15 protein-coding genes are annotated in these 26,103 nt (G+C 70.5%); 10 read left to right on the top strand and 5 right to left on the bottom strand.

The window, feature by feature from the left end; all coding sequences use genetic code 11:
* Genes ACIQU3_RS15375 through ACIQU3_RS15360 form a run of 4 tightly spaced genes read right to left on the bottom strand, consistent with a single transcriptional unit; the run spans position 1 to position 5,834 of the window.
* Positions 1-2,370, bottom strand: coding sequence for a hypothetical protein (locus ACIQU3_RS15375; RefSeq protein ID WP_403734206.1), 2,370 nt, complete (start codon positions 2,368-2,370; stop codon positions 1-3).
* Positions 2,367-4,004, bottom strand: a complete 1,638-nt coding sequence (locus ACIQU3_RS15370; RefSeq protein WP_403734211.1) for a GH3 auxin-responsive promoter family protein — start codon at positions 4,002-4,004, stop codon at positions 2,367-2,369. Before ACIQU3_RS15370 ends, ACIQU3_RS15375 begins: the two co-directional genes overlap by 4 nt.
* A gap of 1 nt (position 4,005) precedes the next feature.
* Positions 4,006-4,734, bottom strand: a complete 729-nt coding sequence (locus tag ACIQU3_RS15365; protein WP_403734214.1) for a DUF6182 family protein — start codon at positions 4,732-4,734, stop codon at positions 4,006-4,008.
* Positions 4,731-5,834 (bottom strand): hypothetical protein, encoded by a 1,104-nt coding sequence (locus ACIQU3_RS15360; protein WP_403925370.1) that lies wholly within the window; start codon positions 5,832-5,834, stop codon positions 4,731-4,733. Before ACIQU3_RS15360 ends, ACIQU3_RS15365 begins: the two co-directional genes overlap by 4 nt.
* A 301-nt stretch (positions 5,835-6,135) precedes the next feature.
* On the opposite strand from ACIQU3_RS15360, the gene ACIQU3_RS15355 reads away from it, so the two are divergent.
* The 9 genes from ACIQU3_RS15355 (at position 6,136) to ACIQU3_RS15315 (ending at position 16,206) form a co-directional block, all read left to right on the top strand.
* Entirely contained in the window at positions 6,136-7,719 is a 1,584-nt protein-coding gene (locus tag ACIQU3_RS15355) for an MBL fold metallo-hydrolase (RefSeq protein WP_403925368.1), read from the top strand.
* A 2-nt stretch (positions 7,720-7,721) separates the two neighbouring features.
* Positions 7,722-9,029, top strand: coding sequence for a PLP-dependent aminotransferase family protein (locus ACIQU3_RS15350; RefSeq protein ID WP_403925365.1), 1,308 nt, complete (start codon positions 7,722-7,724; stop codon positions 9,027-9,029).
* Positions 9,030-9,218: 189 nt separating this feature from the next.
* Positions 9,219-10,283, top strand: coding sequence for a 3,5-dihydroxyphenylacetyl-CoA synthase DpgA (dpgA, locus tag ACIQU3_RS15345; RefSeq protein ID WP_403734306.1), 1,065 nt, complete (start codon positions 9,219-9,221; stop codon positions 10,281-10,283).
* A gap of 23 nt (positions 10,284-10,306) precedes the next feature.
* Complete coding sequence (gene dpgB / locus ACIQU3_RS15340) at positions 10,307-11,005, top strand: enoyl-CoA-hydratase DpgB (RefSeq protein WP_403734226.1); 699 nt, start codon at positions 10,307-10,309, stop codon at positions 11,003-11,005.
* Positions 11,002-12,357, top strand: coding sequence for a (3,5-dihydroxyphenyl)acetyl-CoA 1,2-dioxygenase DpgC (dpgC, locus tag ACIQU3_RS15335; protein WP_403734233.1), 1,356 nt, complete (start codon positions 11,002-11,004; stop codon positions 12,355-12,357). The genes dpgB and dpgC overlap by 4 nt, the downstream gene beginning before the upstream one ends.
* On the top strand, positions 12,354-13,160 hold the full coding sequence (gene dpgD / locus ACIQU3_RS15330) for an enoyl-CoA-hydratase DpgD (protein WP_403734236.1): 807 nt from the start codon (positions 12,354-12,356) through the stop codon (positions 13,158-13,160). The genes dpgC and dpgD overlap by 4 nt, the downstream gene beginning before the upstream one ends.
* A gap of 297 nt (positions 13,161-13,457) precedes the next feature.
* On the top strand, positions 13,458-14,261 hold the full coding sequence (locus ACIQU3_RS15325) for an alpha/beta fold hydrolase (protein WP_403734241.1): 804 nt from the start codon (positions 13,458-13,460) through the stop codon (positions 14,259-14,261).
* 56 nt (positions 14,262-14,317) lie between these two features.
* Complete coding sequence (locus tag ACIQU3_RS15320; RefSeq protein WP_403734244.1) at positions 14,318-15,271, top strand: VOC family protein; 954 nt, start codon at positions 14,318-14,320, stop codon at positions 15,269-15,271.
* A gap of 620 nt (positions 15,272-15,891) precedes the next feature.
* Positions 15,892-16,206: a hypothetical protein gene (locus ACIQU3_RS15315; RefSeq protein ID WP_403734246.1), complete on the top strand. Its 315-nt coding sequence runs from the start codon at positions 15,892-15,894 to the stop codon at positions 16,204-16,206.
* A 104-nt stretch (positions 16,207-16,310) separates the two neighbouring features.
* On the opposite strand, the gene ACIQU3_RS15310 is transcribed toward ACIQU3_RS15315, so the two are convergent.
* Positions 16,311-17,177: a transcriptional regulator gene (locus tag ACIQU3_RS15310; RefSeq protein WP_403734248.1), complete on the bottom strand. Its 867-nt coding sequence runs from the start codon at positions 17,175-17,177 to the stop codon at positions 16,311-16,313.
* A 1,060-nt stretch (positions 17,178-18,237) separates the two neighbouring features.
* Between ACIQU3_RS15310 and ACIQU3_RS15305 the strand changes: the two genes are divergently transcribed.
* The coding region (locus ACIQU3_RS15305) for an amino acid adenylation domain-containing protein (RefSeq protein WP_403925362.1) at positions 18,238-26,103 on the top strand (7,866 nt) is incomplete at its 3' end.

Genomic DNA, 26,103 nt, shown 5'->3' with positions numbered 1-26,103 from the left:
TCAGTCCTCCTCCCGGGCCGCTTCGAGCTGCCACAGCCGGAACGAGGTCTGCGCGAGGCGCGGCAGGAAGCCGAACTCGCGCTGGCTGTGCCCGGCGAGGTACAGCGCCAGCCGGGTCGTCATGAACGTGCGCAGTGCCAGCCGGTAGCCGCGGCGCCAGTCGCATCCGGCCACCAGCGCGGCCGCCTCCGGCGACACCGCGGCCACGGCTTCTGCGTGCACGGCGAGCGCGTGCTCGACGTCGTCCGCCGTGGCGTCGGGACCCAGGGTGGACGCGAGCAGCTCCACGACGTCCCGCTGCGGCACGTCGACCGTGGCGAGCTCCCAGTCGTACACGACGATCCGCTCTCCCCGCACCGCGATGTTGCGCGGATTGAGGTCGTTGTGCACCAGCGTCCGGGGCAGGGAGTGCACCGCGGGCACCCACTGGCCGGCATCCTCCACCAGACCCGTGAGCACGTCCGCCCGGGCGGGGCCCAGCAGATCGGGCTGCTCCTGCGCGGCGTGCCGGACCAGCGCCCCCCACAGCTCGTGCGCCTTGGCCACGTCCGCCGGCTCCGGCACCCGCTGCAACCAGCCCTCGGCGAGCAGTTCCTCGTCCCGGCCGAGCCAGTGGCCGTGCACCCGCCCGACGCCGCGCAGCACGCCGTCGATCCGGTCACGCGTCCACGGCCGGCCGTCGTCGGACAAGCGCTCCATGAGGACGACGTACGCCTCCCGCTCGTCGTCCTCCAGGATCCCGTAACAGCGCGGGAGGAGCTCCGTCAGCGCGCTCTCCGGCCGCCGGTACACGGCCGGTTCACGGCGGTGCGCGTCACCGAACCCGGTGACCGCGCCCCAACGCTCCCACGCCGCGGCCGGTTCCGGGCCGCACAGGGACAGCACCATCGCGATCCCGGCGACGATCTCCTCGCCGCGGGGTTTGACCTTGGCGACGAGGTCGGCCGCGGTGGGGGAGCCGTCACCGGCGGTCCACTCGACCCGCAGCGGGTGCAGCCCGCTCAGTCTGCGCCGTTCGGCGAGCGCCCCGAGTTCGCCGGCGATCCCGTCCCCGCGCAGGGGCGGCGACGGCTCCACCCGGGTGACGTGCAGGCCGGGGTCGTCAAGACCGCGCGTCAGCATCGGCTGCAGCAGCGCCGCGTCGAGATCGCCTTCCCGCAGCCAGTCCACCCGCCGGGCCCGCCCCAGCCGTTGGTGCGCCTGGGCGAACTGGCCGCTGACCAGCGCCGCCATCGTCGACAGGTCCAGGGCCAGCGCGAACCCGGCGACGATCTCGGCGAACCGGCGGCCGCCACCCTCACCCGCGCAGCCGAGCAGGTCGAGCAGTTCACGCTGGTGCGGCAGCCCGGTACCCCCGCCGACCGTTCCCACGACCAGGTTGGGCAGCAGGATCGTGGCGACCAGATCGTCGCCGTCCTGCTCCATCGAGAAGATCGACACCCCCGACTCGTGGACACAGGCCACGTCCTGGCCCGTGGCGACGAACAGGGCCGCGACGATGTTCGCCGCGTTGACGCCGTGCCCCGGCATGCCGATCTGCTGGGCGCCCAGAACCGTGGAGACGTGGTTCTTCACCATGGCCTCGGGCGTGGTCTTGAGCACCGAGGCCACCGTGTCGCGGCTCAGGCGGCACTCGGCGGTCACCCGGGTGCCGCGGCCGGCCAGCATGGAGCCGACGGTCGCCTTCTTGTCCCCGCTGAGATTGCCCTCCAGCAGCAGGTTCCTGGGCCTGAGCCCTTCCTCGGCGGCGAGCGCGTCGGTCAGCCAGCGGCAGATCTGCCAGGTCGCCGCCGTCGTCATGTTCTGCCCGGCCGCGTCGGCGGTCTCGAAGACGAACCGCACATGCAGATACCGGCCGATCTGGTGCGGCTCGACGTCCACCAGCCGGGTGTGCCGGGACACCAGAGCGACCTGTGCCTCCAGCGCGGGCCGCCGCTCCCGCAACCACTCGGTGAGACGGTGGGCGGCGGCGATGTCGGCGCACTCCAGCACGGGAGCCCGCGTCATCCGCTGCGACAGCACCCTCGTCGACACCCCGCCGGACGCGGTCACGGCCCGGGCGCCCCGGGACGCCGACGCGACCAGGGCGCCCTCGGTGGTCGCCAGCGGGGCCACCACCTCCCCGCGCGCCGCGTCCCCGACGAACAGCAGTGGCCCCGCCAGGCCCACCGGCACCTCGACCGAACCGATGAAGTTCTCCACGTTGCCGACCAGGTTGTACGCGTCCAGGCCGGTCCGCTCCAGCGACGTGAGCGCGGCGCCGCTGTGCCCGCGCAGCCACTCCAGCCGCTGTCTGCGGGCGTCCTCCGTGTACTGCCCCCGGCCGGGGACCACGCCGGCCGTCCCCTGCCCTGCCTTCTCCGGTGTCACGCCGCCACCTCCTGCGCGGTGGCGACGATCCTCGCCCATCTCTCCTCGTCGGGCATGAAGACCCGGTCCTTGATGCGGGGCGGGCGCTGCCCGGAGCGGGCCGCGCGCTCCCATTCCCGCAGGAACGCGTCCGGGTGGACAGGGATCACCTCGACCGGTCGGATCGCCCCGGTCCCGCGGCCGGCGGCGTAGCCGGGACACTCCCGCGACAGCCGCCGGTCGAGCGCGGCGGCCAGTCCGGGCACCGCGGGCCCCGCGAAGGAGACGGCGATCCGGTAGCGCGGGCCGGCCCCCTCGCCCCCGGGGCACAGGCGGAACGTCGCGTTGCGCAGCTCCGCGCCGGTGTCGCCGCACGCGGCCCGCAGGGCGCGCAGCGCGACGGCCTCCGTCAGCCGCTCCCCGGCCGCGGACCGGACGAGGTCCCGCCCGGCGTACTCGATGCGCGGGGTACGGCCCACCCGGCCGACCACCGTGACCACGTCCGTGACGGCGCACCGGTACAGCCCTCCGACGTGGCTGAGCACCAGGTGGTAGTCGCGCCCCTCCTCCACCTCGGTGGCCGACAGCGTCTCACTGCCGGCGGTGACAGGCCGCTCGGCGGGCACGAACTCGTAGACGCAGCCCGGCAGATACAGCGGGGCTCCGTGGGGATGCCCGTCGACGGGCACGGCCGCCGGTCCCTCGCAGGACGCGATGGGCGCCGGGAACAGCCGCACACCCGGCCCGTACGTCTCCCGCACGCGGGGGAGGTAGGACCGCGCGAGGCCGCTGTTCCACACGAACACGGCGGCCAGGCGCGGCCACAGGTGGTAGGGGTGGACCGTGCCGAACGTCTTCGCGTACTCCTCGATCTGCTCCGCGCGCTCCGGGTTCGGCGTCGAGTGCCGGTGACCGCCGAGGGTGCCCGCCCGGATGTCGTCCACCAACCGCGGCCACATCTGCCGCAGTTGGTACGGCAGCCCCGCCACCATCGCGGGATTGACGCCGATCACCACCCGGATGTCCTGCTCGGCGGCCAGGCGCAGCTTGTAGTAGCTGCGCTCCCAGGGGTCGTCGCCGGCCAGCGCCTCGGGGATGCGGCTCCACGGAGCGTTGTTGCCGAGGCCCACGGCGGAGTCCTCGCCGAACTTGCGGTAATCGACCTGACTGGCCCCGATGTGCGGTCGGCCCTGCGGGGTGCGGGTGATCGGCGAGGTGGGATCCTGCCAGAGGTTCAGCACACCACCGGGTGCGGCCGGTGCCTGCGGCAGTGCCTGCAGCAGCGGCGCGAAACTCGCGTGGTAGAAGGGCAGGAACGTCTGCCGCATGTAGGTGCGGGTGATGGGGATGTGCTTCTCGCGGCCCGTGCTCCCGCTGGACGAGAAGTAGACGACCGGGTCGTCGGTGGTCAGCACCTTCGGCTCGCCGGCCATGGCGCGTTCGATCCACGGCATCATCGCCTCGTGGGTGCGGATCGGCACGGCCCGGCGCAGCTCGTCCAGCGTGCGGACCGAGGCCAGCGCGTGCTCACGCCCGAACGACGTGTCCGCGTTGCGCTCCAGCATGTCCCGGAGCAGGTCGTGTTGAGCTTCCTCGGGGCGCTCCAGGCACTCCAGGAACCGTCGGTGCTCCGCGAGCACCCGTTCGGCCTGCACGTCAGTGGTCTCCTTCGCTGCGGTCCGACGTCAGCACGCCGAACAGGGCCAGTCGGTCGGGGTCGGAACCGCTGCCGGCGATCCGGGTCTGGACCGAACCGGCACGGGCGGGGTCGAGGGCGTCGTGGAACTCCGCCGGGTCGAGGCACCGCCGGTGGCCGACCCGCAGGGTGTCACCGGGGCCGACCAGTCCGCGCAGCACGGCTTCCGCGATCAGATGGTGCACGTGGACGAGGTAGGCGCTGGTGCTGACGCCGCCGACCGCGACCGACACCTGTGCGGTGCGGCCGGAGGGCGGTCCCGGCACGGTCACGGTCAGGGGCCCGGCCGGCACCTCGACCGGCCGGGGGCCCTCGAAGGAGCGCAGCAGCCGGGACAGCGGCAGCAGCGCCCCGCGTGCGGCCGGGCCGTACCACGCGAGGTTCCCGTCCGGGGTGACGAGCCGGTGCGGATGCCGGACCGCCACGGCCGTCGGCCGGCCCGCCAGGAACACCGTTCTGGTGAAGGTCCGGTACCAGCCTTCCCGCAGGTCGTCCGGGAGGCCCACGGTGAACTGAGCGGTGCCCCGGACGAACGCCGCGACGTCGAGGTCGGCCACGACCACGGCCACCCCCAGCCCCCTGGGCACCGGTCCGGCGCCCAGCCCCGCACGGACCGCCGCCACCCGGGACAGTGCCGCGGCCCGCAGAGCCGGCACACCCGCCGGCGCCCCGGCCGGTAACCCGCTCACGTGTAGATCCTCAGCACCCGCGGGTCCGCAGGCAGCGGGCGGAGCAACGACGTCGTCAGCCGGTAGGGGTCGACGAAACCGTTCGGGTCCCGGGACCGGGAGAGCGCCTCCGGCAGCCCGCGCCCGTCGACGTCGGCCGGGGCACGCGCGAGGAGCCGGGCGGCGCGTCCCACGCACCGGCGCAGCACCGACATGCGGAACGGTTGCACGGAGCGCCGGGGCAGCACCCCCGCGAAGTACAACCGCATCCCCAGCCGGTAGGCCGCCCGGTCGGCGGAGCCGGAGACCGCCGACAGGTCGGAGAGGGTGGAGCCGCGCCAACCGCCGTAGCGGCTGGAACGCACCGCCCCGGCGACCGGCACCCTGCTGAACGGCAGCCGTACCGAGTGGCCGCCGAACGCGGTCAGCACCCGGTCGAGCAGCAGGTAGTCGGCGGCCAGGCCGTCGTCGAAGACCAGCAGGAACACCCGGCCCGGGCCGATCGCCGGGATCAGCTCGCGCAGGATGGGCAGCAGATAGTTGGGATGCCCGTCGCTCCCGATCAGCTGCCGCAGCGGCAGGCCCCAGCGCGTGCCGTCCAGGTGGACGGGACCGCCGAAGCGGCGGTGGTCGACCAACAGGCCCCGCTCCGCCAGCGCTTCGAGCATCGGGTCCGCCGCCGCGGCCAGCGGACGGTCCGCCCCGAGGCCGAGATCGGCGACACCCAGCAGCTCCAGCTCGGCGCGCCACGCATCCAGCACCCGCCGGCCGGCGGGGTGGATCCACCCGGACGTGTCGACCCGCTCCAGGTAGGCGCCCACACCCCGGGGATCGCTCCTCGCGCCCTCGGTGTGGAAGCGGACGTAACGCTCACCGATCGCAGCCGCCGACTCGCGGCCCCAGTCCGTGTCCGGCTCGACCCGGTCCAGGTACTGCCAGAACGCCGTCGACTGAGTCGTCAGGGTCGCCATGCGGTCGTTCCAGAGCAGCCGCACCCGCCCGGCCGGCGCGCTCGCCTTGACCAGGATGTCCGTCCACAGCAGGCCTTTGACATGCGTCGGCGTGAGCGGCTTGGTCGGCGTGATCGTCACCGGAGCCACCACGAGTTCGTCGAGGACCACGTGATCGACCCTTTCTGCGCAAGGAATTCGGCGGCAATTCACGGGCGGCGACGGAAGAGTGCGCGAAGAATGAGGCAACCGTAACAATGGCCCACGGGTGTTCAACTGCCGCTGGTGCACGGTTGAACGGACGAGCCTTTTCTGCCCGAATTACAGAGGGCTTTCCGGACGTTCAACTGCGGCGAGGAAGCAGTTGAACACAACGCCGTGAAATCTGTTGGACATTGATCGGCCAGCCCCGTCACGCCTAGCTTGAGGCCGCACCCCCGCCTGTTCAAAAGCTCCAAGAGATGGGAAACCCATGGCTGATCAGCAGCTGTTCCTGCGCTCGAAAGTGATCGTCGAACCGCTGATCGACAGATTCTTTGCGTGGCCGTACACCACGGCACCGGTGCAGTCGGCGATGAACCTCGCATTCCTCCAGGTACCGCTGCTCGAGTCCTACTTGCAGTCCCCCCAGGTGCACGTGGCGGCCAGCAACAACCCTGACCTCCGCGGCGGCTACTTCATCAACATCCCGGAGGAGCGCGCCGACGAGGTACGCGATCTGCTCGCCGCGATCAAGCGGGACCGCGCGCACATCCTGCGCTTCGCCGACGCGATCGTCGCCGGCCAGGAACTGCTGCGCGCCAACGCCACCGGCTTCGACCTCACCCCGCTGTACCCGAAGCTGCCGCCGGAGCTCGGCGGTCTGATCGAGCTCGCCTACGACACCGACAACCAGGCGCAGCTGCGCTTCATGGAGCCGGTCGTCTACAAGAGCGACATCTACCAGGAGTCGCGGCAGTCGGTGCAGCTGTCCTTCGAGACCGGCATCGAGCGCCCCTTCGTCCTGAGCACCCCGCGCCTGCCCTCCCCGGACGTCCTGGAGCTCGACATCCCCTTCCGCCACGAGGGCCTCGCGGCACTGTTCCGCACCCGCGTGCGGCCCACCACCCTCGGGCACCTGCGCGAGGCCCTCGGCCTCGACGACACCCAGGCCGGACAGCTGTCGCACATGCTCAGCGAAGAGCCCTCCCTCGCCGAGGACCGCCACATCGAGTCCGGCGGCCGCATCCGCTACTTCGGCCACGCCTGTCTGGTGATGCAGACCCCGCAGGCGGCCATCGTCACGGACCCCTTCATCAGCGCCGACAGCACGGCCGGCGACCGCTACACCCTGGACGACCTGCCCGACTTCATCGACCTCGTGCTCATCACCCACGGGCACCAGGACCACATCGTGCTGGAGACCCTGCTGCAACTGCGCGGCCGCGTCGGCGCGATCGTCGTGCCCCGGTCCTCCCGCGGCAACCTGGCCGACCCCAACATGGCGCTGATGCTGAAGAGCCAGGGCTTCCCGGTGATCGAGGTCGACGACTTCGACGAGATCGAGTTCCCCGGCGGCAAGGTCACCGCCACCCCCTTCCTCGGGGAGCACTGCGACCTCGACATCCGCGCCAAGTCCACGTACTGGGTGCGGCTCGCCGACAAGAACGTCTTCGCCGGCGCCGACTCCTCCGGCATCGAGCCCTCCCTCTACCGCTACATCAAGCAGGAACTGGGCACCGCCGACTACGCCTTCCTCGGCATGGAGTGCGACGGCGCCCCCCTCACCTGGCTCTACCAGGCCCTGCTCACCATCCCGATCACCAAGAAGATGAGCAACTCCCGCAAACTGTCCGGCTCCAACGCCGAGCAGGCCGCCGCGATCATGACCGAACTGGGCGCCAAGGAGGCATACGTGTACGCCATGGGCGAGGAGCCCTGGCTCGGCCACGTCATGGCGACGACGTACACCCCCGACACGTACCAGATCAAGCAGATCGAGGAGTTCATGACCTGGTGCGCCGACCGCGGAATCAAGGCCGGCCACCTCTACGGCCAGCAGGAATGGCGCTGGTAGACATGGCACCCGCCACCCTGCGGAGAGCCGAACTGCACGCCAGCGTCGGCGACCCGGTCCTCGACACGATGAACTTCCTGAACGAGATCACCCACCGCTACCCCCGGGCGGTCTCGTTCGCACCGGGCCGCCCGTACGACGGCTTCTTCGACGTCGAGGAGATCTTCCGGCACATCCGCCGCTACCTCGACCACCTGGAGGAACGCGGCGCCTCCCCGGCGGAGATCCGCGACGCCCTCTTCCAGTACGGGCCGACCGGCGGGCAGATCCGCGAACTCGTCACGCGGTCACTGCGCGAGGACGAGGACATCGACGTACCGCCCGAGGCCGTGGTGGTGACCGTGGGCTGCCAGGAGGCCATCCTCCTCACCCTGCGCGCCCTGCTGGCCGGCCCTCGGGACACCCTGATGGTCTCCAGCCCGTGCTACGTCGGCATCACCGGGGCCGCCCGGCTGCTCGGCGCCGAACCGACCCCGGTGGCGGAGGGCCCGGACGGCTTCCGCAGCGCGGACCTGGAGGCCGCGGTCGCCGCCGAGAAGGCGCGCGGCCGACGCCCCCGCGCTTTCTACGTCGTCCCCGACCACTCCAACCCGTCCGGATCCACGATGCCGTTGCCGGAGCGGCACGCCCTGCTCGACCTGGCGCGGCGTGAGGACTTCCTCATCCTGGAGGACAGCCCCTACCGGCTGGTCAGCCCCGGCCGGCAACTGCCCACCCTGAAGTCCCTCGACCGCGACCGGCGTGTCGTCCACCTCGGCTCGTACTCCAAGACCCTCTTCCCCGGCGCCCGGGTCGGCTTCGCCGTCGCGGACCAGGTCGTCGTGGACGACGACGGCGGGCAGGGCCTGCTGGCCGACGAACTCATCAAGATCAAGAGCATGGTCACGGTCAACACCTCGCCTCTGAGCCAGGCCGCGGTGGCGGGCATGCTCCTCGCCGCCGACGGACGCACCTCGGAACTCAACACCGAGACCTCGGCGTACTACGGGGAGGCGATGCGGGCCATCCTGAAACGGCTCGACGAATGCTTCCCCGAACCCGAACGCAGCACACTCGGCGTTCGCTGGAACGAGCCGGACGGCGGGTTCTTCCTCACCCTGGACGTCCCCTTCCCCGCCGACAACGCCGCCCTGGTGCGCTCGGCGGAGGACCACGGCGTGATCTGGACGCCCATGTCCTACTTCTATCCCCGGGGCGGCGGCGAGCACAGCCTGCGCCTGTCCGTCAGCTACCTGACCCAGGCCGACATCACCGAAGGCACAGCCCGGCTGGCCCGGTTCATCACGGCCGAAGCGGCCCGGGCCCGCTGAAGCACCGCCCTTCCCTCCCGTCACTCACAGAAAGCGAAGTTCCGTGTCGACAGCACGACGTCTCATTCGCAGCAAGCCACGCATGTGGGGGTGGACCTTCCGATGACCGCCGACGCAGACATCCACGGCACCACCCTCCTCGACACCCCCGTCACCACACCGTCCAAAGGCCTCGGCAGCCCACGGATCATGGGGGTGGGCACCGCCGTCACCGACCACTCGTACTCCCAGCGGGAAGTCCTCGACCTCTTCGGCATCACCGACCCCAAGGTCCGCTCGGTCTTCCTCAACAGCGCCATCGAACGCCGCCACCTCACCCTCCCGCCCCGGGACACCGACGGCGCCGTCCTCACCGAGGCCCAGGGCGAACTCCTCGCGAAGCACAAGCGGACCGCCCTCGACATGGGCGCCCGAGCCGTACGCGCCTGCCTGGAGAACACCGGTCTCGACCTCGCCGACATCGACTACCTCTGTTGCACCACCACCACCGGATTCCTCACCCCCGGCCTCAGCGCCCACCTCATCAAGGACATGGGCCTCCTGCCCCGCACCAGCCGGGTCGACGTCGTCGGCATGGGCTGCAACGCAGGCCTCAACGCCCTCAACGCCACCGCCGGCTGGGTCACGGCCAACCCCGGCAAGGTCGCCGTGATGCTCTGCACGGAAGCCTGCTCCGCCGCCTACGTCATCGACGGCAGCATGCGCACCGCCGTCGTCAACAGCCTCTTCGGGGACGGCGCCGCCGCCGTCGCACTCACCGCGGACCCACCCGACGCCGCCTACGGCCCGGCCGGCACCCCACCGGCACAGGACGGCCCCCGCATCCTCGCCTTCGCCAGCCACCTGATCACCGACGCCATCGAAGCGATGCGCTACGACTGGGACGACGACCAGAACAAGTTCAGCTTCTACCTCGACCCGCTCGTCCCCTACGTCGTCGGCGCCAACGCCGAGCAGATCGTCGACCGGCTGCTCACCGGCGCAGGCCTGCGCCGGCGCGACATCGCCCACTGGCTCGTGCACTCCGGCGGCAAGAAGGTGATCGACGCCGTACGCGTCAACCTCGGGCTCACCCGCCACGACGTACGGCACACCACCGGCGTCCTGCGCGACTACGGCAACCTCTCCAGCGGATCCTTCCTGTTCTCCTACGAGCGACTGCTCCGGGAGGGAGCCGCCCACGCCGGCGACCACGGCGTGCTGATGACGATGGGCCCGGGCTCGACCATCGAGACCGCGCTGGTGCAGTGGTGACCACGGAACAGGTGAGAGAAGCGATGAAGAGCAACCCGACGGCCGCCGCACACCCCGCGCCCGAGGAGATACCCCTGCGGATCGACGGGCGGCAGCCCCTGTCCGCCGACACCGTCGCCGCCGTCACCGCGGTGTGCGAGGCGGCCGAGGACCTCGACGGCCTCGCCAGCGTCGTCGTACGTGTCTCCGGAGCCCCGGGCGGACCCCTCCCGGGCGACCTGACCGTCTCCCTCGTCAGCAAGTGGGAGCGCGTCCTGCGCCGCCTGGAACGACTGCCCGCCACCACGGTCGCCGTCGCCGACGGCGACTGCGGAGGCCCCGCCCTGGACGTGCTGCTGGCCACCGACCACCGCATCGCCACCACCACGGTGCGCCTGGTCGTCCCCGTGGAGGGCGGGGGGACCTGGCCGGGCATGGCCCTGTACCGGCTCGCCGGACACGGCCCCCACGCGGCCCCCATCCGCCACGCCGTCCTCTACGGCACCCCCGTCGGCGCCGCCGACGCCCTGGCCCTGCACCTGGTCGACGAGCTGACCGACGACGTGCCCGAGGCCCTCCGGCTCGCCGCGCAACGCGCACGCGCCGTCTCGGGCACCGAACTGGCCATCCGCCGCCAACTGCTGCACGAAGCGGCCGGCACCAGCTTCGAAGAGGCGCTCGGAGCCCACCTGGCGGCCTGCGACCGCGTCCTGCGCCGCGCCACGACAGGAGCCGAAGCATGACCGCCACCGCGGAGCCCACCGCACCGCACACCGGCCCGGACGACGTCCGCGCACCCCTGCCCCGGGCCCGGCAGGCCCTGGAACAGGCGGCACGCCACTGCCAGACCCTGCTGGACGGCCTGCCCCCGCACGGCGAACGCTCCGTGCGGCAACAGACCCTCGCCGCCACGGCCGCCGACACCGCCCGCAACCTGCGCGCCGCGTTCCTGGACACCCACACCGACGCGGTCTACGACGAACTCACCGACCGCCGCACCCGCCCCCTGCGCATCGACGCACTGGCCAGGGCCGCCGCGACCGCCTTCCCCGGCCTCGTCCCCACCGACGACCGGCTCGCCACCGAACGTGGCCGGCCACAGGCCCGCAAAGAGGGCCACGAGATAGACCAGGGCATCTTCTTCAGCCGGATACTGCGCTCACCCCTGGCCGGCGCCCACCTGCTCGACGCGATGCTCCGGCCGACCCCGCGTGCCACCGCGCTGCTGCCCGAGTTCACCCGCACCGGCAGCGCCGACCTGGGATCCGTCCGCCTGGAGCGCACCGGCGCCGTGGCCCGGCTGACCATGTGCCGCGACGACGCCCTCAACGCCGAGGACAACGCCCAGGTCGACGACATGGAGACAGCGGTCGACCTCGCCCTGCTCGACCCGGCCGTCGAGGTCGGACTCCTGCGCGGCGGCGAGATGACCCACCCCCGCTACCGCGGACGGCGGGTCTTCAGCGCGGGCATCAACCTCAAAGCCCTGCACAGCGGAGACATCTCCCTCGTCGACTTCCTGCTCCGTCGCGAACTCGGCTACATCCACAAGCTGCTGCGCGGCATCCGCACCGACGAACCGGGCTGGCGGTCGGGAAGCACCGACAAACCCTGGGTCGCCGTCGTCGACTCCTTCGCGATCGGCGGCGGGGCCCAGCTGCTGCTCGTCTTCGACCACGTCATCGCGGCCGCCGACGCCTACGTCAGCCTCCCCGCCGCACAGGAGGGCATCGTTCCCGGCGCCGCCAACTTCCGGCTGACCCGCTCCGCGGGACCACGCCTGTCACGGCAGGTGATCCTCGAAGGAAGGCGGATCTTCGCCACCGAACCCGAGGCCCGGTTCCTCGTCGACGAGGTCCACGACCGGACCGATCTCGACCTCGCGGTGGAACGCAGTGTGGAACGACTGCGCGGCAGCGCGGTACTCGCCAACCGGCGGATGCTCAACCTGGCGGAGGAGTCACCGGACGACTTCCGCCGCTACATGGCCGAGTTCGCGCTGCAACAGGCCCTCCGCCTCTACAGCTCCGACGTGATCGACAAGGTCGGCCGCTTCACCACGGCCTCGGCGCCCGCAGCCGGGCGCACACCGTGATCGGCGGCGGGGACTCGGGCGTACGGTACGAGAAGGACGGCCGGATCGCCCGGGTCACCCTCGACCGGCCCGAGGTGCTCAACGCGATGAACCAGCGCATGCACCGCGAACTCGCGCTCGTCTGGGACGACATCGAGGCCGACGACGACATCCGGGCCGCGGTGCTGACCGGCGCCGGCGATCGCGCGTTCACCGTCGGCCAGGACCTGCGCGAGCGGGCCCGGCTCGACCGGGAGGGCACCCCGCCGACCAGCTTCGGCAGCCGCGGCCAGCCCGGCTCACCCCGGCTGACCGACCGGTTCGACCTGACCAAGCCCGTGATCGCCCGCGTCAACGGCTACGCCCTCGGCGGCGGCTTCGAACTCGCCCTGGCCTGCGACCTCGTCGTCGCCGCCGACCACGCCGTGTTCGCGTTGCCCGAGGCCACGCTGGGCCTGGTCCCCGGCGCGGGCGGCGCTTTCCGCCTGGCCCGGCAGATGCCCCTGAAACAGGCGATGGGATACCTGCTCACCGGACGCCGCATGAGCGCCGCCGAGGCGTTGCGCTTCGGCCTCGTCAACGAGGTCGTGCCGCTGCACGCTCTGGACGCCGCCGTGGACACCTGGACGGACGCCCTGCGACGCAGCGCCCCGCTCTCCGTAAGGGCCCTCAAGGAAGCGGTGCAGCGGTCTCTGCACCTGCCGCTGGAAGAGGCCTTCACGGCGACCTACCCGTGGGAGGAGAAACGACGCCGCAGCCATGACGCGGTCGAGGGCCCGCGGGCCTTCGCCGAGAAACGCACTCCCGTCTGGCGCGGCGCCTGACACCCACACCGGCTCACCGGTACCGCCGGCCCACACCGCACGCACGCCGGTGCTCGCGCCGGGCCCGGCCCCACCGCGCCGGAAGGGGAGCGGCGCGGCCCGGGCCACTCGGCAACCCTTGATCGCCGCCGAGGTGCGATGCCATCGTGAGCCGTGACGGAGCCCGCGCGCTCCACCGAGCACGACACCCGGCCCCGAGCCGGGACCGACGGGGGCCGAGGGCGGGGCGGCCACCCGGACCTCTCCGTGGTGACCGCACGGAGAGCGCCTGTTGCCCCCTACGAGAACGGGCTCGACATGCCATTCGTGAACACCAACGGTGTGAGGCTCTCCTACCAGCGATCCGGCAGCGGCACGCCGGTCCTGCTGATCATGGGCTCGTCCGCGTCGGGCCGGGTATGGACGATGCACCAGACACCGGCACTGAACCGCGCCGGATACGAGACCGTCACCTTCGACAACCGGGGCATCGCACCGTCGGACGCCCCCGCGGGCGACTACCGCCTCGCCGACATGGTGGCCGACACCCGCGGCCTCATCGAGCAGCTGGGACTGGGCCCCTGCCACATCGTGGGGACGTCCCTCGGCTCCATGATCGCCCAGGAACTCGCCCTCGCCGCACCCGAACTGGTGCGCTCCGCGACCCTGATCGCGTCCCGGGCCCGCTCCGACGCCTTCCGGCGCGCCCAGAGCGCCGCCGACCGCGCGCTGCGGGAGAGCGGCGTACGACTGCCTGCCGGCTACGACGCCGTGAAGACCGTCACCGAGATGTTCTCCCCGACGACCCTCAACGACGACACCGCCGTCACCCCCCTGCTCGAGCTCTTCGAACTCACCGGCGGCGGCCACTCCTCCGCCGGCCAGGCCGCCGCCGTCGACGGTCTCGGCGACCGGCGCGCGTCACTGCGCGGCATCACGGTGCCGTGCCGGGCCGTCGCCTTCAGCCACGACCTCGTCTGCCCGCCCCACCTGGTTGCCGAGGTGGCCGACGCCATCCCCGGCTGCGACCTCGTGGAGATCGCGGACTGCGGTCACCTCGGCTACCTGGAACGCCCCGACGAGGTCAACGCGGCCCTGATCGAGTTCCTCGACAAGTACTGACCACGCGGCGGCTGGCACCACCCTTTCCCGACCATCCCGCGCAGGAAGGATGACCCATGGCAGGGCACGGCATCGCGTACGTCGAGTTGTACGCCAAGGACAAGCAGCGGACCGCCCGGTACCTCGTCTCGGCCCTGGGATTCGAGTGCGTGGCGGACTCCGTCGCCCCCGACCGCAGCTCCCTGCTGCTGAAGCAGGGAACCGCCTCCCTCGTCGTCACTTCCGGACCCGCCACCTGGGGATTCCTGAACGCACACGGCGACGGCATCGCCGACATCGCACTGCACTGCACGGACGTCACCGCGACAGTGGAGCGGGCCCTGCGGGCCGGCGCCCGTGAGGTCGGCTCCGCACGCGGCAATCCGATCCTCGCGGGGGCCGGCGGCATGACGCACACCTTGCTGCCCGCCGGACACACCCGGCCGGGCCGGCCGGGCGGCCACCGCTGGGCGCGGCTCCCGCAGAGCCCCGGCCGCGAGATGTTCGCCACCCCCGTCGCGCGACTCGACGGTGTGACGACCGGTGTCGGGGCGACGAACCTCCAGGAGTGTGTCCGCCTGTACGAGGAAGGGTTCGGGCTGATCCCGCGCAGGCCACGAGGGGACGGCGCACCCGACCGGACGCCCCGCGTGGTGGAACTCGCCGGACTGCAGGGCGGCATGACCCTCACCCTCGCGGCCTCGGAGCCGCACACCGACCTCCGCCACGAGGCGTCGCCGCAGCCGGCCGCCGCGCACCGCCCGGAACAGCGACTCAGCCTCCGCGCGGACGACATCGCCCGCGCGGCCCGCGAACTCGCCGAAGCAGGCGTCGAGTTCGAAGCACCGGTACCGCTCGAACAGTCCGCGGGACACCCCACGCGACCGCTCCTCGTGGGCACCGCGGCACACTTGGGCGACACTCTGCGCATCGAACTGGCCGGGTACGGAGGCGGCCCGGACGCGCTCGGCGGCGACGACCTCCAGGCCCTCTGTCAAGCGGTCGGCCGGCACAGGCTGGCCGCCCGATGAGCCACCCGACGTGCCCGCAGCGGAACAACTCCCGCCCCTGATGGGTACCGGCACGAAGGGCCCCGCCCCGAGGCGTACGCCCCGGGGATGACACACCCAGGGGAGGACACCCTCCGGCGGTCCCGGACGGGAGGACGTGGCGCCGCGAAGGACACGGGGTCGTCACCGCGGGGGACGCGGTCCGGCGGGGGAGGAACCTAGCCTCGAACCGTCAACGGGCCGCCCGGTCACGACGCCGGCGCGGTGACACGACCCGGAAGGAATGATGAGCAGTGGCAGACCACGGAGGGCCGGGGCGCGAGGGCGCCGACGGGCCGCCGACCGAGGCATCCGAGCTCCCCACAGCGGATGACCCGCGCGGTTCCGTCGTCGCGCTGCCAGGGCTCCGGCACTCCCGGGAACCGGGAGACGTCTCCCCGGTCGCCCAGGGTCGGCCACACCGGCCGGTGCCCCATCCAGAGGCCCCGGGACTGGATCAGCTCGTGTCACCCGGCGCGGTCTGCGTGGACGTCGGGGCAGGCTGCGCGCGGTGCACGGCGGCACTGAGGAACCTCACGGGCCCGGACGGCCAGGTGCACCGTCTCGTGCCGGGACGTCCGGGCGGCCCACGGGCGGCCACCGTGGACGATCTCTGCCGGCGGAAGGACCTGACACGGGTCGACTTCATCCGGATCCAGTTCGGCCAGGACGAACTGGACGTCCTGCTCGGGGCGTTCGCGACACTGCTGCGCGACCGCCCCGCTCTCCTCCTGCGGTGGGGGCGACGACGTCCCGACCGGCGGCGCACGGCCGACACCGTCCGCAGCCTCACCGTCTCCCTGTCGTACACGATGCACGGCTGGCAGGAAGGCACCTGGCGGCCGGTGACGGACGCCCTGCCGGGATGGGGCGGTTTCCTGTTCCGGCCTCAGCCTGTCCCGGGCCGATTACCGTGACGGCGGCAGCCGGATCACCCGGGCCCAGGCTCCTCACCGGTTGCGAGCCGAACCTGTCCGCGGCCGTCGGAGTGTGTCCCCTGCTCCCGGGCGGGCGAGCGTCCTCACCCGCTGGCGAGCAGCCCGGCCCGGAGACGCTCGTCCAGCTCCTGCGCGAAGCCGAGCCATGTCTTGGCGTACTCCCGGGCGAGACTCGCCACCGTCTCCCTGGAATGGTCCGGCAGAGAGGTGCTCAGCGCGGGCCATTCCTGCGTGGCGATCGCGTGCTGCTGGAGCAGCCGCAGCAGCCGCCGCCCTTCCTCCCTGTGACGCAGGGACGGGTCACGCGACAGCTTGTCGAGAACGACCCCGGGATCCTGCGCCACCAAACGCATCCGGCGGTGCGGCTTACGCCCGGTGGGCTGGGGAGGTACGGCGCCGGTCCGGGCGGCCGCCGGGCCCTTGTCCGACTGGCTCCTGCTCCCCGAGCGCTCCGGGGCGGGCGGTTCGCCGGAGGCGAGACGTCTTCGGACGTCGCTGACGGTGGCCGGTGAGACGCAGGCGAGCCGCGCCAGTTCACGCAGGGAGGCCTCGGGACGCTCGGCCAGCAGCTCGGCGACCCGGTACCGCGCCTCGGCGCTGTTGAGCGGACGGACCTTGCCGTCCTGGCCGACGCGGGCGTTGAGTTGGGGTGTCTCGTCCATCCGGCGGCGGATGGTGGCCACGGCCTTGGCACCCAGCCCGGCCGCCTTGGCGATCGCGCGGTCGGACATGTGGGGCAGTGACGCGATGATCCTGGCGGCTGCCGCTTTGCGTTCGGCGGGGGAGAGCGGAAGTCCGTGGGCCGAGTTCGCCTGCACGGCCCGGAGGTACGCCTCTTCGGTGGTTCCGTCGAAGAACTCGACCTCGATAGTCTTCTGGCCGTTCGAGAGTGCCGCCAGATAGCGGTGCATTCCGTCGATGACCCGCATCGTCGGTCGGTGCACCAGCACGGCGGGTAAGGGCCCTTCGATTTCGGCGAGACGTGCGATGTGCTGGGCGTTCACGCCCTCGGTACGAGGCGAGTCACCCGGCAGCAGCGACGCGGTGGGTACGGTCGTGATCCGGCTGCCCGAAGTCCTGGATCCGTGCTCCGGTCTTGATATGGCCCTATCACTTCCGGATTGCGTCAAGATCTACCCCCTGATTAATCAGTGTCTCGGAACTGCTGTTCGTGGGTCGTGCCGTGCATGGGCCGGGTCGTGCCACGTACTTTTGCGAGAACTTGGAGCAACGGGGTGAGTGGGACCGGTGTCTCTACGGCCGTTAACGGCCGCTGGGCGGCCGGCACGCGACCGTACAACGATTGCCGGACGCTCTTCGGCATCCAGCCTACATTCACATCTGGGCGGCCACAGGCGGGTTTATCCGGAGTCGAGTATTCCGCATTTCGGGCGTTACGAGGCGTGAGTATGCGTGCATCCAGGGTAAAAACAGTGACGGGATGAGTACGTCAAATCGCCGTTTACAGTGCCAAAACGGAAGCTCCACCCATGTCCGGCGCGCACCCCCCGGAAAGCCCGGAATCTCAAGCAGAGACGCCTCGACGGCAAGCGGGCAATGCCTCGTGGGGGCCGGCCACGCCTGTTCAAGTGCGGTCGGGGCGCAGTTGAACGATCAGAGAATTCGATCACCGGCATTGATCAGACATGCGGCCTGGACCATAGTGAACTGGCTCCGCCCACGGCCGCCCGTGGACACGTCTTGTAAGGGATGACGGATGACCGACCCGTTCGACGAACCGACCGCCCCGTCTTCCGGTGCCGGTCGACGGCGAGGAACAATGCCGTCGGCGGGTCGCCTTCGCCTCGACCACCCGAATGCCGCCGCGCGACCGGTGAACGGACCTGACTTTCCTGCTCGCATTCAAAACACTTGCTGTTCTTGACGAAAACGGCAGTTGAATATCAAGCCGCTCATGCGGAGGCTGCGAAGGCATGCCCTTCAGGTGCGCCACCTTCGAATGGGGAACGTGATCCCCGCCGCGGTCACGCGTAAACAGGAGGAATCCCGATGATCCCGTTGTCGTACGCGCAGCGCCGGCTGTGGTTCTTGACGCAGCTGGAAGGTCCGAGCGCGACGTACAACATTCCGATGGCCCTGCGGTTGTCGGGCCGACTGGACCGGGATGCACTGGAAAGCGCGCTGCGGGACGTGCTGGAGCGCCATGAGGTACTGCGCACGGTGTTCACGGAGACGGACGGCGAGCCGTACCAGCGGATCCTGCCGGTCGAGGAGACCGACTTCGCGCTGACCGTCGCAGACGTGCGACCGGAGGAACTGGACAGCGCGGTGGCGGAGGCGGTGCGCCATGTCTTCGAGCTGAGCTCCGACATTCCGTTGCGGGCGTGGTTGTTCGGGGTCGGTCCGGATGAGCATGTGCTGGTGCTGGTGGTGCATCACATCGCGGGTGATGGCTGGTCGATGGGTCCGTTGGCGCGGGATGTGTCGGTGGCGTACGGGGCGCGGTGTGATGGGCGTGTGCCGGGGTGGGCGCCGTTGCCGGTGCAGTACGCGGATTACGTGTTGTGGCAGCAGGAGGTGTTCGGGTCCGAGGAGGATCCGGAGAGTGTGCTGTCGCGTCAGGTGGAGTTCTGGCGTGGGGCGTTGGCGGGGGTGCCGGAGGAGTTGGCGCTGCCGTATGACCGGTCGCGTCCGGCGGTGGCGTCGCATGAGGGGCATGCGGTCGGGCTGGAGGTGCCGGCTGGGGTGCATGCACGGTTGCGTGAGGTGGCGCGTGAGCGTGGCGTGACGGTGTTCATGGTGTTGCAGGCGGCGCTGGCGGTGACGTTGTCGCGGGTGGGTGCGGGCATCGACATTCCGATTGGTTCGGCGGTGGCGGGGCGTACGGATGAGGCGCTGGACGAGCTGGTCGGGTTCTTTGTGAATACGCTGGTGGTGCGTACGGATCTGTCGGGTGATCCGACGTTCGCGCAGGTGCTGGAGCGGGTTCGGGAGACGACTCTGGCGGGGTTCGGGCATCAGGATGTGCCGTTCGAGCGGCTGGTGGAGGAGCTGGCGCCGGCTCGTTCGCTGGCCCGGCATCCGCTGTTCCAGGTGATGCTCACCCTGCAGAACAACGCCCAGGCGGTCGTCCACCTCCCGGGCGTCGACGTCGAAGGACTCGCGACGCAGCCACTGTCGGGCTCCAGGAAAACGAAATTCGACCTGGACGTCATGCTCACCGAAATCCTCGACACGGACGGCAGTCCGGCCGGCCTCACCGGCCGGCTTCTCGTCGCCGCGGATGTGTTCGGGGTGGGGGCGGCTGAGCGGTTTGCGGAGTGGTTGGTGCGGGTGGTCGAGGTGGTGGTGGGGGCGCCGGACATCCGGGTGGGTGCGGTGGATGTGCTGGGTGCGGCTGAGCGGGCGTTGGTGGTGGAGGAGTGGAACGCGGCGGCTGCGGGTGTGGGTGTGGTGGAGGGGTTGGTTCCGGAGCGAATTGCGGAGTGGGCGGTTGTTGATCCGGGTGCGGTGGCGGTGGTGTGTGAGGGGGTGGAGTTGTCGTATGGGGAGCTGGATGCGTGGGCTAGTCGGTTTGCGGGGTTGTTGAGGGCGCGGGGTGTGGGTGCGGAGTCGGTGGTGGCTTTGTGTCTGCCGCGGGGTGTGGAGATGGTGGCGGCCATTGTGGGTGTGTGGCGGGCTGGGGCCGCCTATGTGCCACTTGACCCCGAATACCCGGCGGAACGACTGGAGTTCATGCTCGCCGACAGCGGCGCCCGCATCGTGGTCGGACGCGGCGACAAGGCGGCCGAGCTCCCCGGTTCGGCAGCGCACCTGGTGAACCTTGACGACACGAACGTGGCACATGAACTGGCGGCTGCGCCGGTCACAGCCCCCGAAGTCATCCTTCGTGCGGAGGGTTTGGCGTATGTGATTTATACGTCGGGTTCGACGGGGCGGCCGAAGGGTGTGGCGGCTACGCATGGTGGGTTGGCGCATTTGGTGGGTGCGTTGGGTCCGGTGTTGGGTGCGGGGCCGGGTGTGGGGGTGTTGCAGTTCGCGTCGTTCAGTTTTGATGCGTCGGTTTTGGATGTTGCGGTGACGTTGTCGTCGGGTGGGTTGTTGGTGGTGGCGTCGGCGGCGGAGCGGTCTGATGGGTCGTTGTTGGCGGGTTTGGTTCGGGGGCGGGGTGTGGTGGCGGCGAGTGTGGTGCCGTCGTTGTTGGGGGTTTTGGATCCGGGTGAGTTTGCGGGTGTGTCGAGGGTGGTGGTGGGGGCGGAGCCGATTGGGGTGGGGTTGGCGGGGGTGTGGTCGGCGGGTCGGACGTTGGTGAATACGTATGGTCCGACGGAGACGACGGTGATGGTGACGGCGGGGGAGGTGGATGGGTCGGGGCCGGTGGTGTCGATGGGGGCGCCGGTTGCTCATTCGCGGGTGTATGTGCTGGATGAGGGTTTGCGTCCGGTGCCGGTGGGTGTGGTGGGGGAGTTGTATGTGGCGGGTGCGCAGGTGGCGCGGGGGTATGTGGGTCGTCCGGGTTTGACGGGTGAGCGGTTTGTGGCGTGTCCGTTCGGTCCGGCGGGTGGGCGGATGTATCGGACGGGGGACCGGGTGCGGTGGTCGGCTGAGGGCCGGCTGGTGTTCGCGGGGCGTGCGGATGAGCAGGTGAAGATCCGGGGGTTCCGGATCGAGCCGGGTGAGGTCCAGGCGGTGCTGGCTGCGCATCCGGCGGTGGCACAAGCTGCGGTGGTCGCCCGCGAGGACGTCCCCGGGGACAAACGCCTGGTGGCGTATGTCGTTCCGGTTCCTGGCGAGGACGTGACGCCCGAGGGGCTGTCGCGGCAGGTGCGTGCCTTTGTCGGTGAGCGGCTGCCGGAGTACATGGTCCCCTCGGCGGTCATTGTGCTGGATGCCTTGCCGTTGACTGTGAACGGCAAGCTGGACCGCAAGGCGCTGCCCGCGCCGGAGTATGCGAGTGGTGGGGGCCGGGGTCCGGCGACGGCGCAGGAGGAGATCCTGTGCCAGGCCTTCGCCCAGGTCCTGGGCCTGCCCGCGGTCGGTGTGGACGATGACTTCTTTGCCCTCGGCGGGCATTCGCTGCTGGCGACTCGTCTGGCGAGCCGGGTGCGCGCGGTGCTGGGCGTGGAAGTGGCCCTGCGGACTCTGTTCGAGGCGTCCACGCCGGCCGGGCTCGCCGCACGGTTGGGCCAGGCAGGTGTGGCACGTCCGGCTCTCGTGGCCGGGGAGCGCCCGGAGCGGGTGCCGCTGTCGTACGCGCAGCGCCGGCTGTGGTTCTTGACGCAGCTGGAAGGTTCGAGCGCGAACTACAACATGCCGATAGCGGTGCGACTGACCGGGGCGCTGGACCGGGATGCGCTCGAGGGTGCGCTGCGGGATGTGCTGGAGCGTCATGAGGTGCTGCGGACGGTGTTCGCGGTGGTGGACGGGGAGCCGTATCAACGGATCCTGTCGGTCGAGGAGAGCGGTTTTGCGCTGGCTGTCACCGATGTGCGCGCGGAGGAGCTCGGTGGGGTGGTGGCGGAGGCGGCGCGGTATGCCTTCGACCTTGCGGAGGAGATCCCTGTCCGGGCCCGGTTGTTCAGGGTCGGTCCGGATGAGCATGTGCTGGTGCTGGTGGTGCATCACATCGCGGGTGATGGCTGGTCGATGGGTCCGTTGGCGCGGGATGTGTCGGTGGCGTACGGGGCGCGGTGTGAGGGGCGTGTGCCGGGGTGGGCGCCGTTGCCGGTGCAGTACGCGGATTACGTGTTGTGGCAGCAGGAGGTGTTCGGGTCCGAGGAGGATCCGGAGAGTGTGCTGTCGCGTCAGGTGGAGTTCTGGCGTGGGGCGTTGGCGGGGGTGCCGGAGGAGTTGGCGCTGCCGTATGACCGGTCGCGTCCGGCGGTGGCGTCGCATGAGGGGCTTGCGGTCGGGTTGGAGGTGCCGCCTGGGGTGCATGCGCGGTTGCGTGAGGTGGCGCGTGAGCGTGGCGTGACGGTGTTCATGGTGCTCCAGGCGGCGCTGGCGGTGACGTTGTCGCGGGTGGGTGCGGGCACGGACATTCCGATTGGTTCGGCGATTGCCGGGCGTACGGATGAGGCGCTGGACGAGCTGGTCGGGTTCTTTGTGAACACGCTGGTGGTGCGTACGGATCTGTCGGGTGATCCGACGTTCGCGCAGGTGCTGGAGCGGGTTCGGGAGACGACTCTGGCGGGGTTCGGGCATCAGGATGTGCCGTTCGAGCGGCTGGTGGAGGAGCTGGCGCCGGCTCGTTCGCTGGCCCGGCATCCGCTGTTCCAGGTGATGCTCACCCTGCAGAACAACGCCCAGGCGGTCGTCGACCTGCCCGGATTGCAGGCCTCCGGAGCACTGGCCGGGTCGGTGAAGTCCACCGGGACGGTAACGGCCAAGTTCGATCTGGACGTCACTGCGACCGAGGAGTTCGACGCGGAGGGTGCTCCCGCCGGCTTGCGGGGTGTCGTGACCGTGGCTGCGGATGTGTTCGGGGTGGGGGCGGCTGAGCGGTTTGCGGAGTGGTTGGTGCGGGTGGTCGAGGTGGTGGTGGGGGCGCCGGACATCCGGGTGGGTGCGGTGGATGTGCTGGGTGCGGCTGAGCGGGCGTTGGTGGTGGAGGAGTGGAACGCGACGGCTGCGGGTGTGGGTGTGGTGGAGGGGTTGGTTCCGGAGCGGATTGCGGAGTGGGCGGTTGTTGATCCGGGTGCGGTGGCGGTGGTGTGTGAGGGGGTGGAGTTGTCGTATGGGGAGTTGGATGCGTGGGCTAATCGGTTTGCGGGGTTGTTGAGGGCGCGGGGTGTGGGTGCGGAGTCGGTGGTGGGTTTGTGTCTGCCGCGGGGTGTGGAGATGGTGGCGGCCATTGTGGGTGTGTGGCGGGCTGGGGCCGCCTATGTGCCACTTGACCCCGAATACCCGGCGGATCGTTTGCAGTTCATGGTGGAGGACAGCGGGGCTGAACTCGTGGTGGGCCGGGGCGGCTTGTTGGGGGATTTGTCGGCGGCCGGGCTGGCGGGCGTCGATCTGGGCGACCAGGCCGTGGTCGAGGAATTGGCCGGGCTGCCGGGAGACGGCATTTCCGGAGTGGTGCTTCGTGCGGAGGGTTTGGCGTATGTGATTTATACGTCGGGTTCGACGGGGCGGCCGAAGGGTGTGGCGGCTACGCATGGTGGGTTGGCGCATTTGGTGGGTGCGTTGGGTCCGGTGTTGGGTGCGGGGCGGGGTGTGGGGGTGTTGCAGTTCGCGTCGTTCAGTTTTGATGCGTCGGTTTTGGATGTTGCGGTGACGTTGTCGTCGGGTGGGTTGTTGGTGGTGGCGTCGGCGGCGGAGCGGTCTGATGGGTCGTTGTTGGCGGGTTTGGTTCGGGGGCGGGGTGTGGTGGCGGCGAGTGTGGTGCCGTCGTTGTTGGGGGTTTTGGATCCGGGTGAGTTTGCGGGTGTGTCGAGGGTGGTGGTGGGGGCGGAGCCGATTGGGGTGGGGTTGGCGGGGGTGTGGTCGGCGGGTCGGACGTTGGTGAATACGTATGGTCCGACGGAGACGACGGTGATGGTGACGGCGGGGGAGGTGGATGGGTCGGGGCTGGTGGTGTCGATGGGGGCGCCGGTTGCTCATTCGCGGGTGTATGTGCTGGATGAGGGTTTGCGTCCGGTGCCGGTGGGTGTGGTGGGGGAGTTGTATGTGGCGGGTGCGCAGGTGGCGCGGGGGTATGTGGGTCGTCCGGGTTTGACGGGTGAGCGGTTTGTGGCGTGTCCGTTCGGTCCGGCGGGTGGGCGGATGTATCGGACGGGGGACCGGGTGCGGTGGTCGGCTGAGGGCCGGCTGGTGTTCGCGGGGCGTGCGGATGAGCAGGTGAAGATCCGGGGGTTCCGGATCGAGCCGGGTGAGGTCCAGGCGGTGCTGGCTGCGCATCCGGCGGTGGCACAAGCTGCGGTGGTCGCCCGCGAGGACGTTCCCGGGGACAAACGCCTGGTGGCGTATGTAGTGGGGGATGCGTCGGAGTACGAACTGCGTGACTTCGTGGGTGCGCGGTTGCCGCAGTACATGGTTCCGTCGGCGGTCGTGGTTCTTGAGGCGTTGCCGTTGACGGTGAACGGCAAGCTGGACCGCAAGGCGCTGCCCGCTCCGGAGTATGCGAGTGGTGGGGGCCGTGGTGCGCTGTCGGTGCAGGAGGAGATCCTGTGCCAGGCCTTCGCCCAGGTCCTGGGCCTGCCCGCGGTCGGTGTGGACGATGACTTCTTCGCCCTCGGCGGGCATTCGCTGCTGGCGACTCGTCTGGTGAGTCGGGTGCGCGCGGTGCTGGGCGTGGAAGTGGCCCTGCGGACCCTCTTCGAGACGCCGACCCCGGCCGGACTCGCAGCCGGGCTGGGCCAGGCCGAAGCATCTCGTCCGGCTCTGGCGGCCGGGGAGCGCCCGGAGCGGGTGCCGCTGTCGTACGCGCAGCGCCGGCTGTGGTTCATAGGGCAGTTGGAAGGCCCGAACCCGACGTACAACATCCCGATCGCGGTGCGATTGGCAGGGGCGCTCAACCAGCGAGCGCTTGAGGAGGCACTGCGGGATGTGGTCGGGCGTCATGAGGTGCTGCGGACGGTGTTCGCGGTGGCCGACGGGGAGCCGTACCAGCGGATCCTGCCGATGGAGGAGAGCGGTCTTGCGCTGACGGTCACCGATGTGCGCGCGGAGGAACTGGACGCAGCGGTGGCAGAGGCGGCGCGGTATGCCTTCGACCTGAGCGCAGAGATCCCCGTCCAGGCACGTCTGCTCAGGGTCGGTCCGGACGAGCACGTCCTGACCCTTGTGGTGCATCACATTGCGAGTGATGGGTGGTCGTCTGCTCCGCTGGAGCGGGATCTGACGTCTGCTTATGCGGCGCGATGTGAGGGGCGTGCTCCGGTGTGGGAGTCCCTGCCGGTGCAGTACGCGGACTATGCGTTGTGGCAACGCGAGATGCTCGGGTCCGAGGAGGATCCGGAGAGTGTGCTGTCGCGTCAGGTGGAGTTCTGGCGTGGGGCGTTGGCGGGGGTGCCGGAAGAACTGACCCTGCCGTATGACCGGTCGCGTCCGGCCGTGGCGTCGCATGAGGGGCATGCGGTCGGGCTGGAGGTGCCGGCTGGGGTGCATGCACGGTTGCGTGAGGTGGCGCGTGAGCGTGGCGTGACGGTGTTCATGGTGCTCCAGGCTGCCCTCGCGGTGACGTTGTCGCGGGTGGGTGCGGGCACGGACATTCCGATCGGTTCGGCGATTGCCGGGCGTACGGATGAGGCGCTGGACGAGCTGGTCGGGTTCTTTGTGAACACGCTGGTGGTGCGTACGGATCTGTCGGGTGATCCGACGTTCGCGCAGGTGCTGGAGCGGGTCCGGGAGACGACTCTGGCGGGGTTCGGGCATCAGGATGTGCCGTTCGAGCGGCTGGTGGAGGAGCTGGCGCCGGCTCGTTCGCTGGCCCGGCATCCGCTGTTCCAGGTGATGCTCACCCTGCAGAACAACGCCCAGGCGGTCGTCGCCCTGCCCGGGTTGGAGACCTCGGGGGTGCCCGTCCGTCGGACGGGAGCAGCGGGGTCACCCGGGGCGGCGACGGCCAAGTTCGACCTGGATGTCGTGGCCAGTGAGGTATTCGACGCCGATGGCGCTCCGGCTGGTCTGGGGGGTGTTTTGATCGCTGCCACTGATGTGTTTGATGCGGGGACGGCTGAGCGTTTGGTGGGTTGGTTCGGTCGTTTGTTGGAGGGTTTGGTTGCGGATCCTGATGTGCGGGTGGGGGGTGTGGAGTTTCTTGGTGAGGGTGAGCGTGGGTTGGTTTTGGGTTGGGCTGGTGGTGGTGGGGGTGTGCCGCTTGATGGTTTGTCGGTGGTGGAGTTGTTTGAGGCGCAGGTGGTGCGTGATCCGGGTGCGGTGGCGGTGGTGTGTGAGGGCCGGGTGTTGTCGTAT

Source organism: Streptomyces sp. NPDC101110 (assembly GCF_044759525.1).
Classification (GTDB): Bacteria; Actinomycetota; Actinomycetes; order Streptomycetales; family Streptomycetaceae; genus Streptomyces.
The sequence above is the reverse complement of the archived record's forward strand: the minus strand, read 5'-3'. Positions and strand labels throughout refer to the sequence as shown.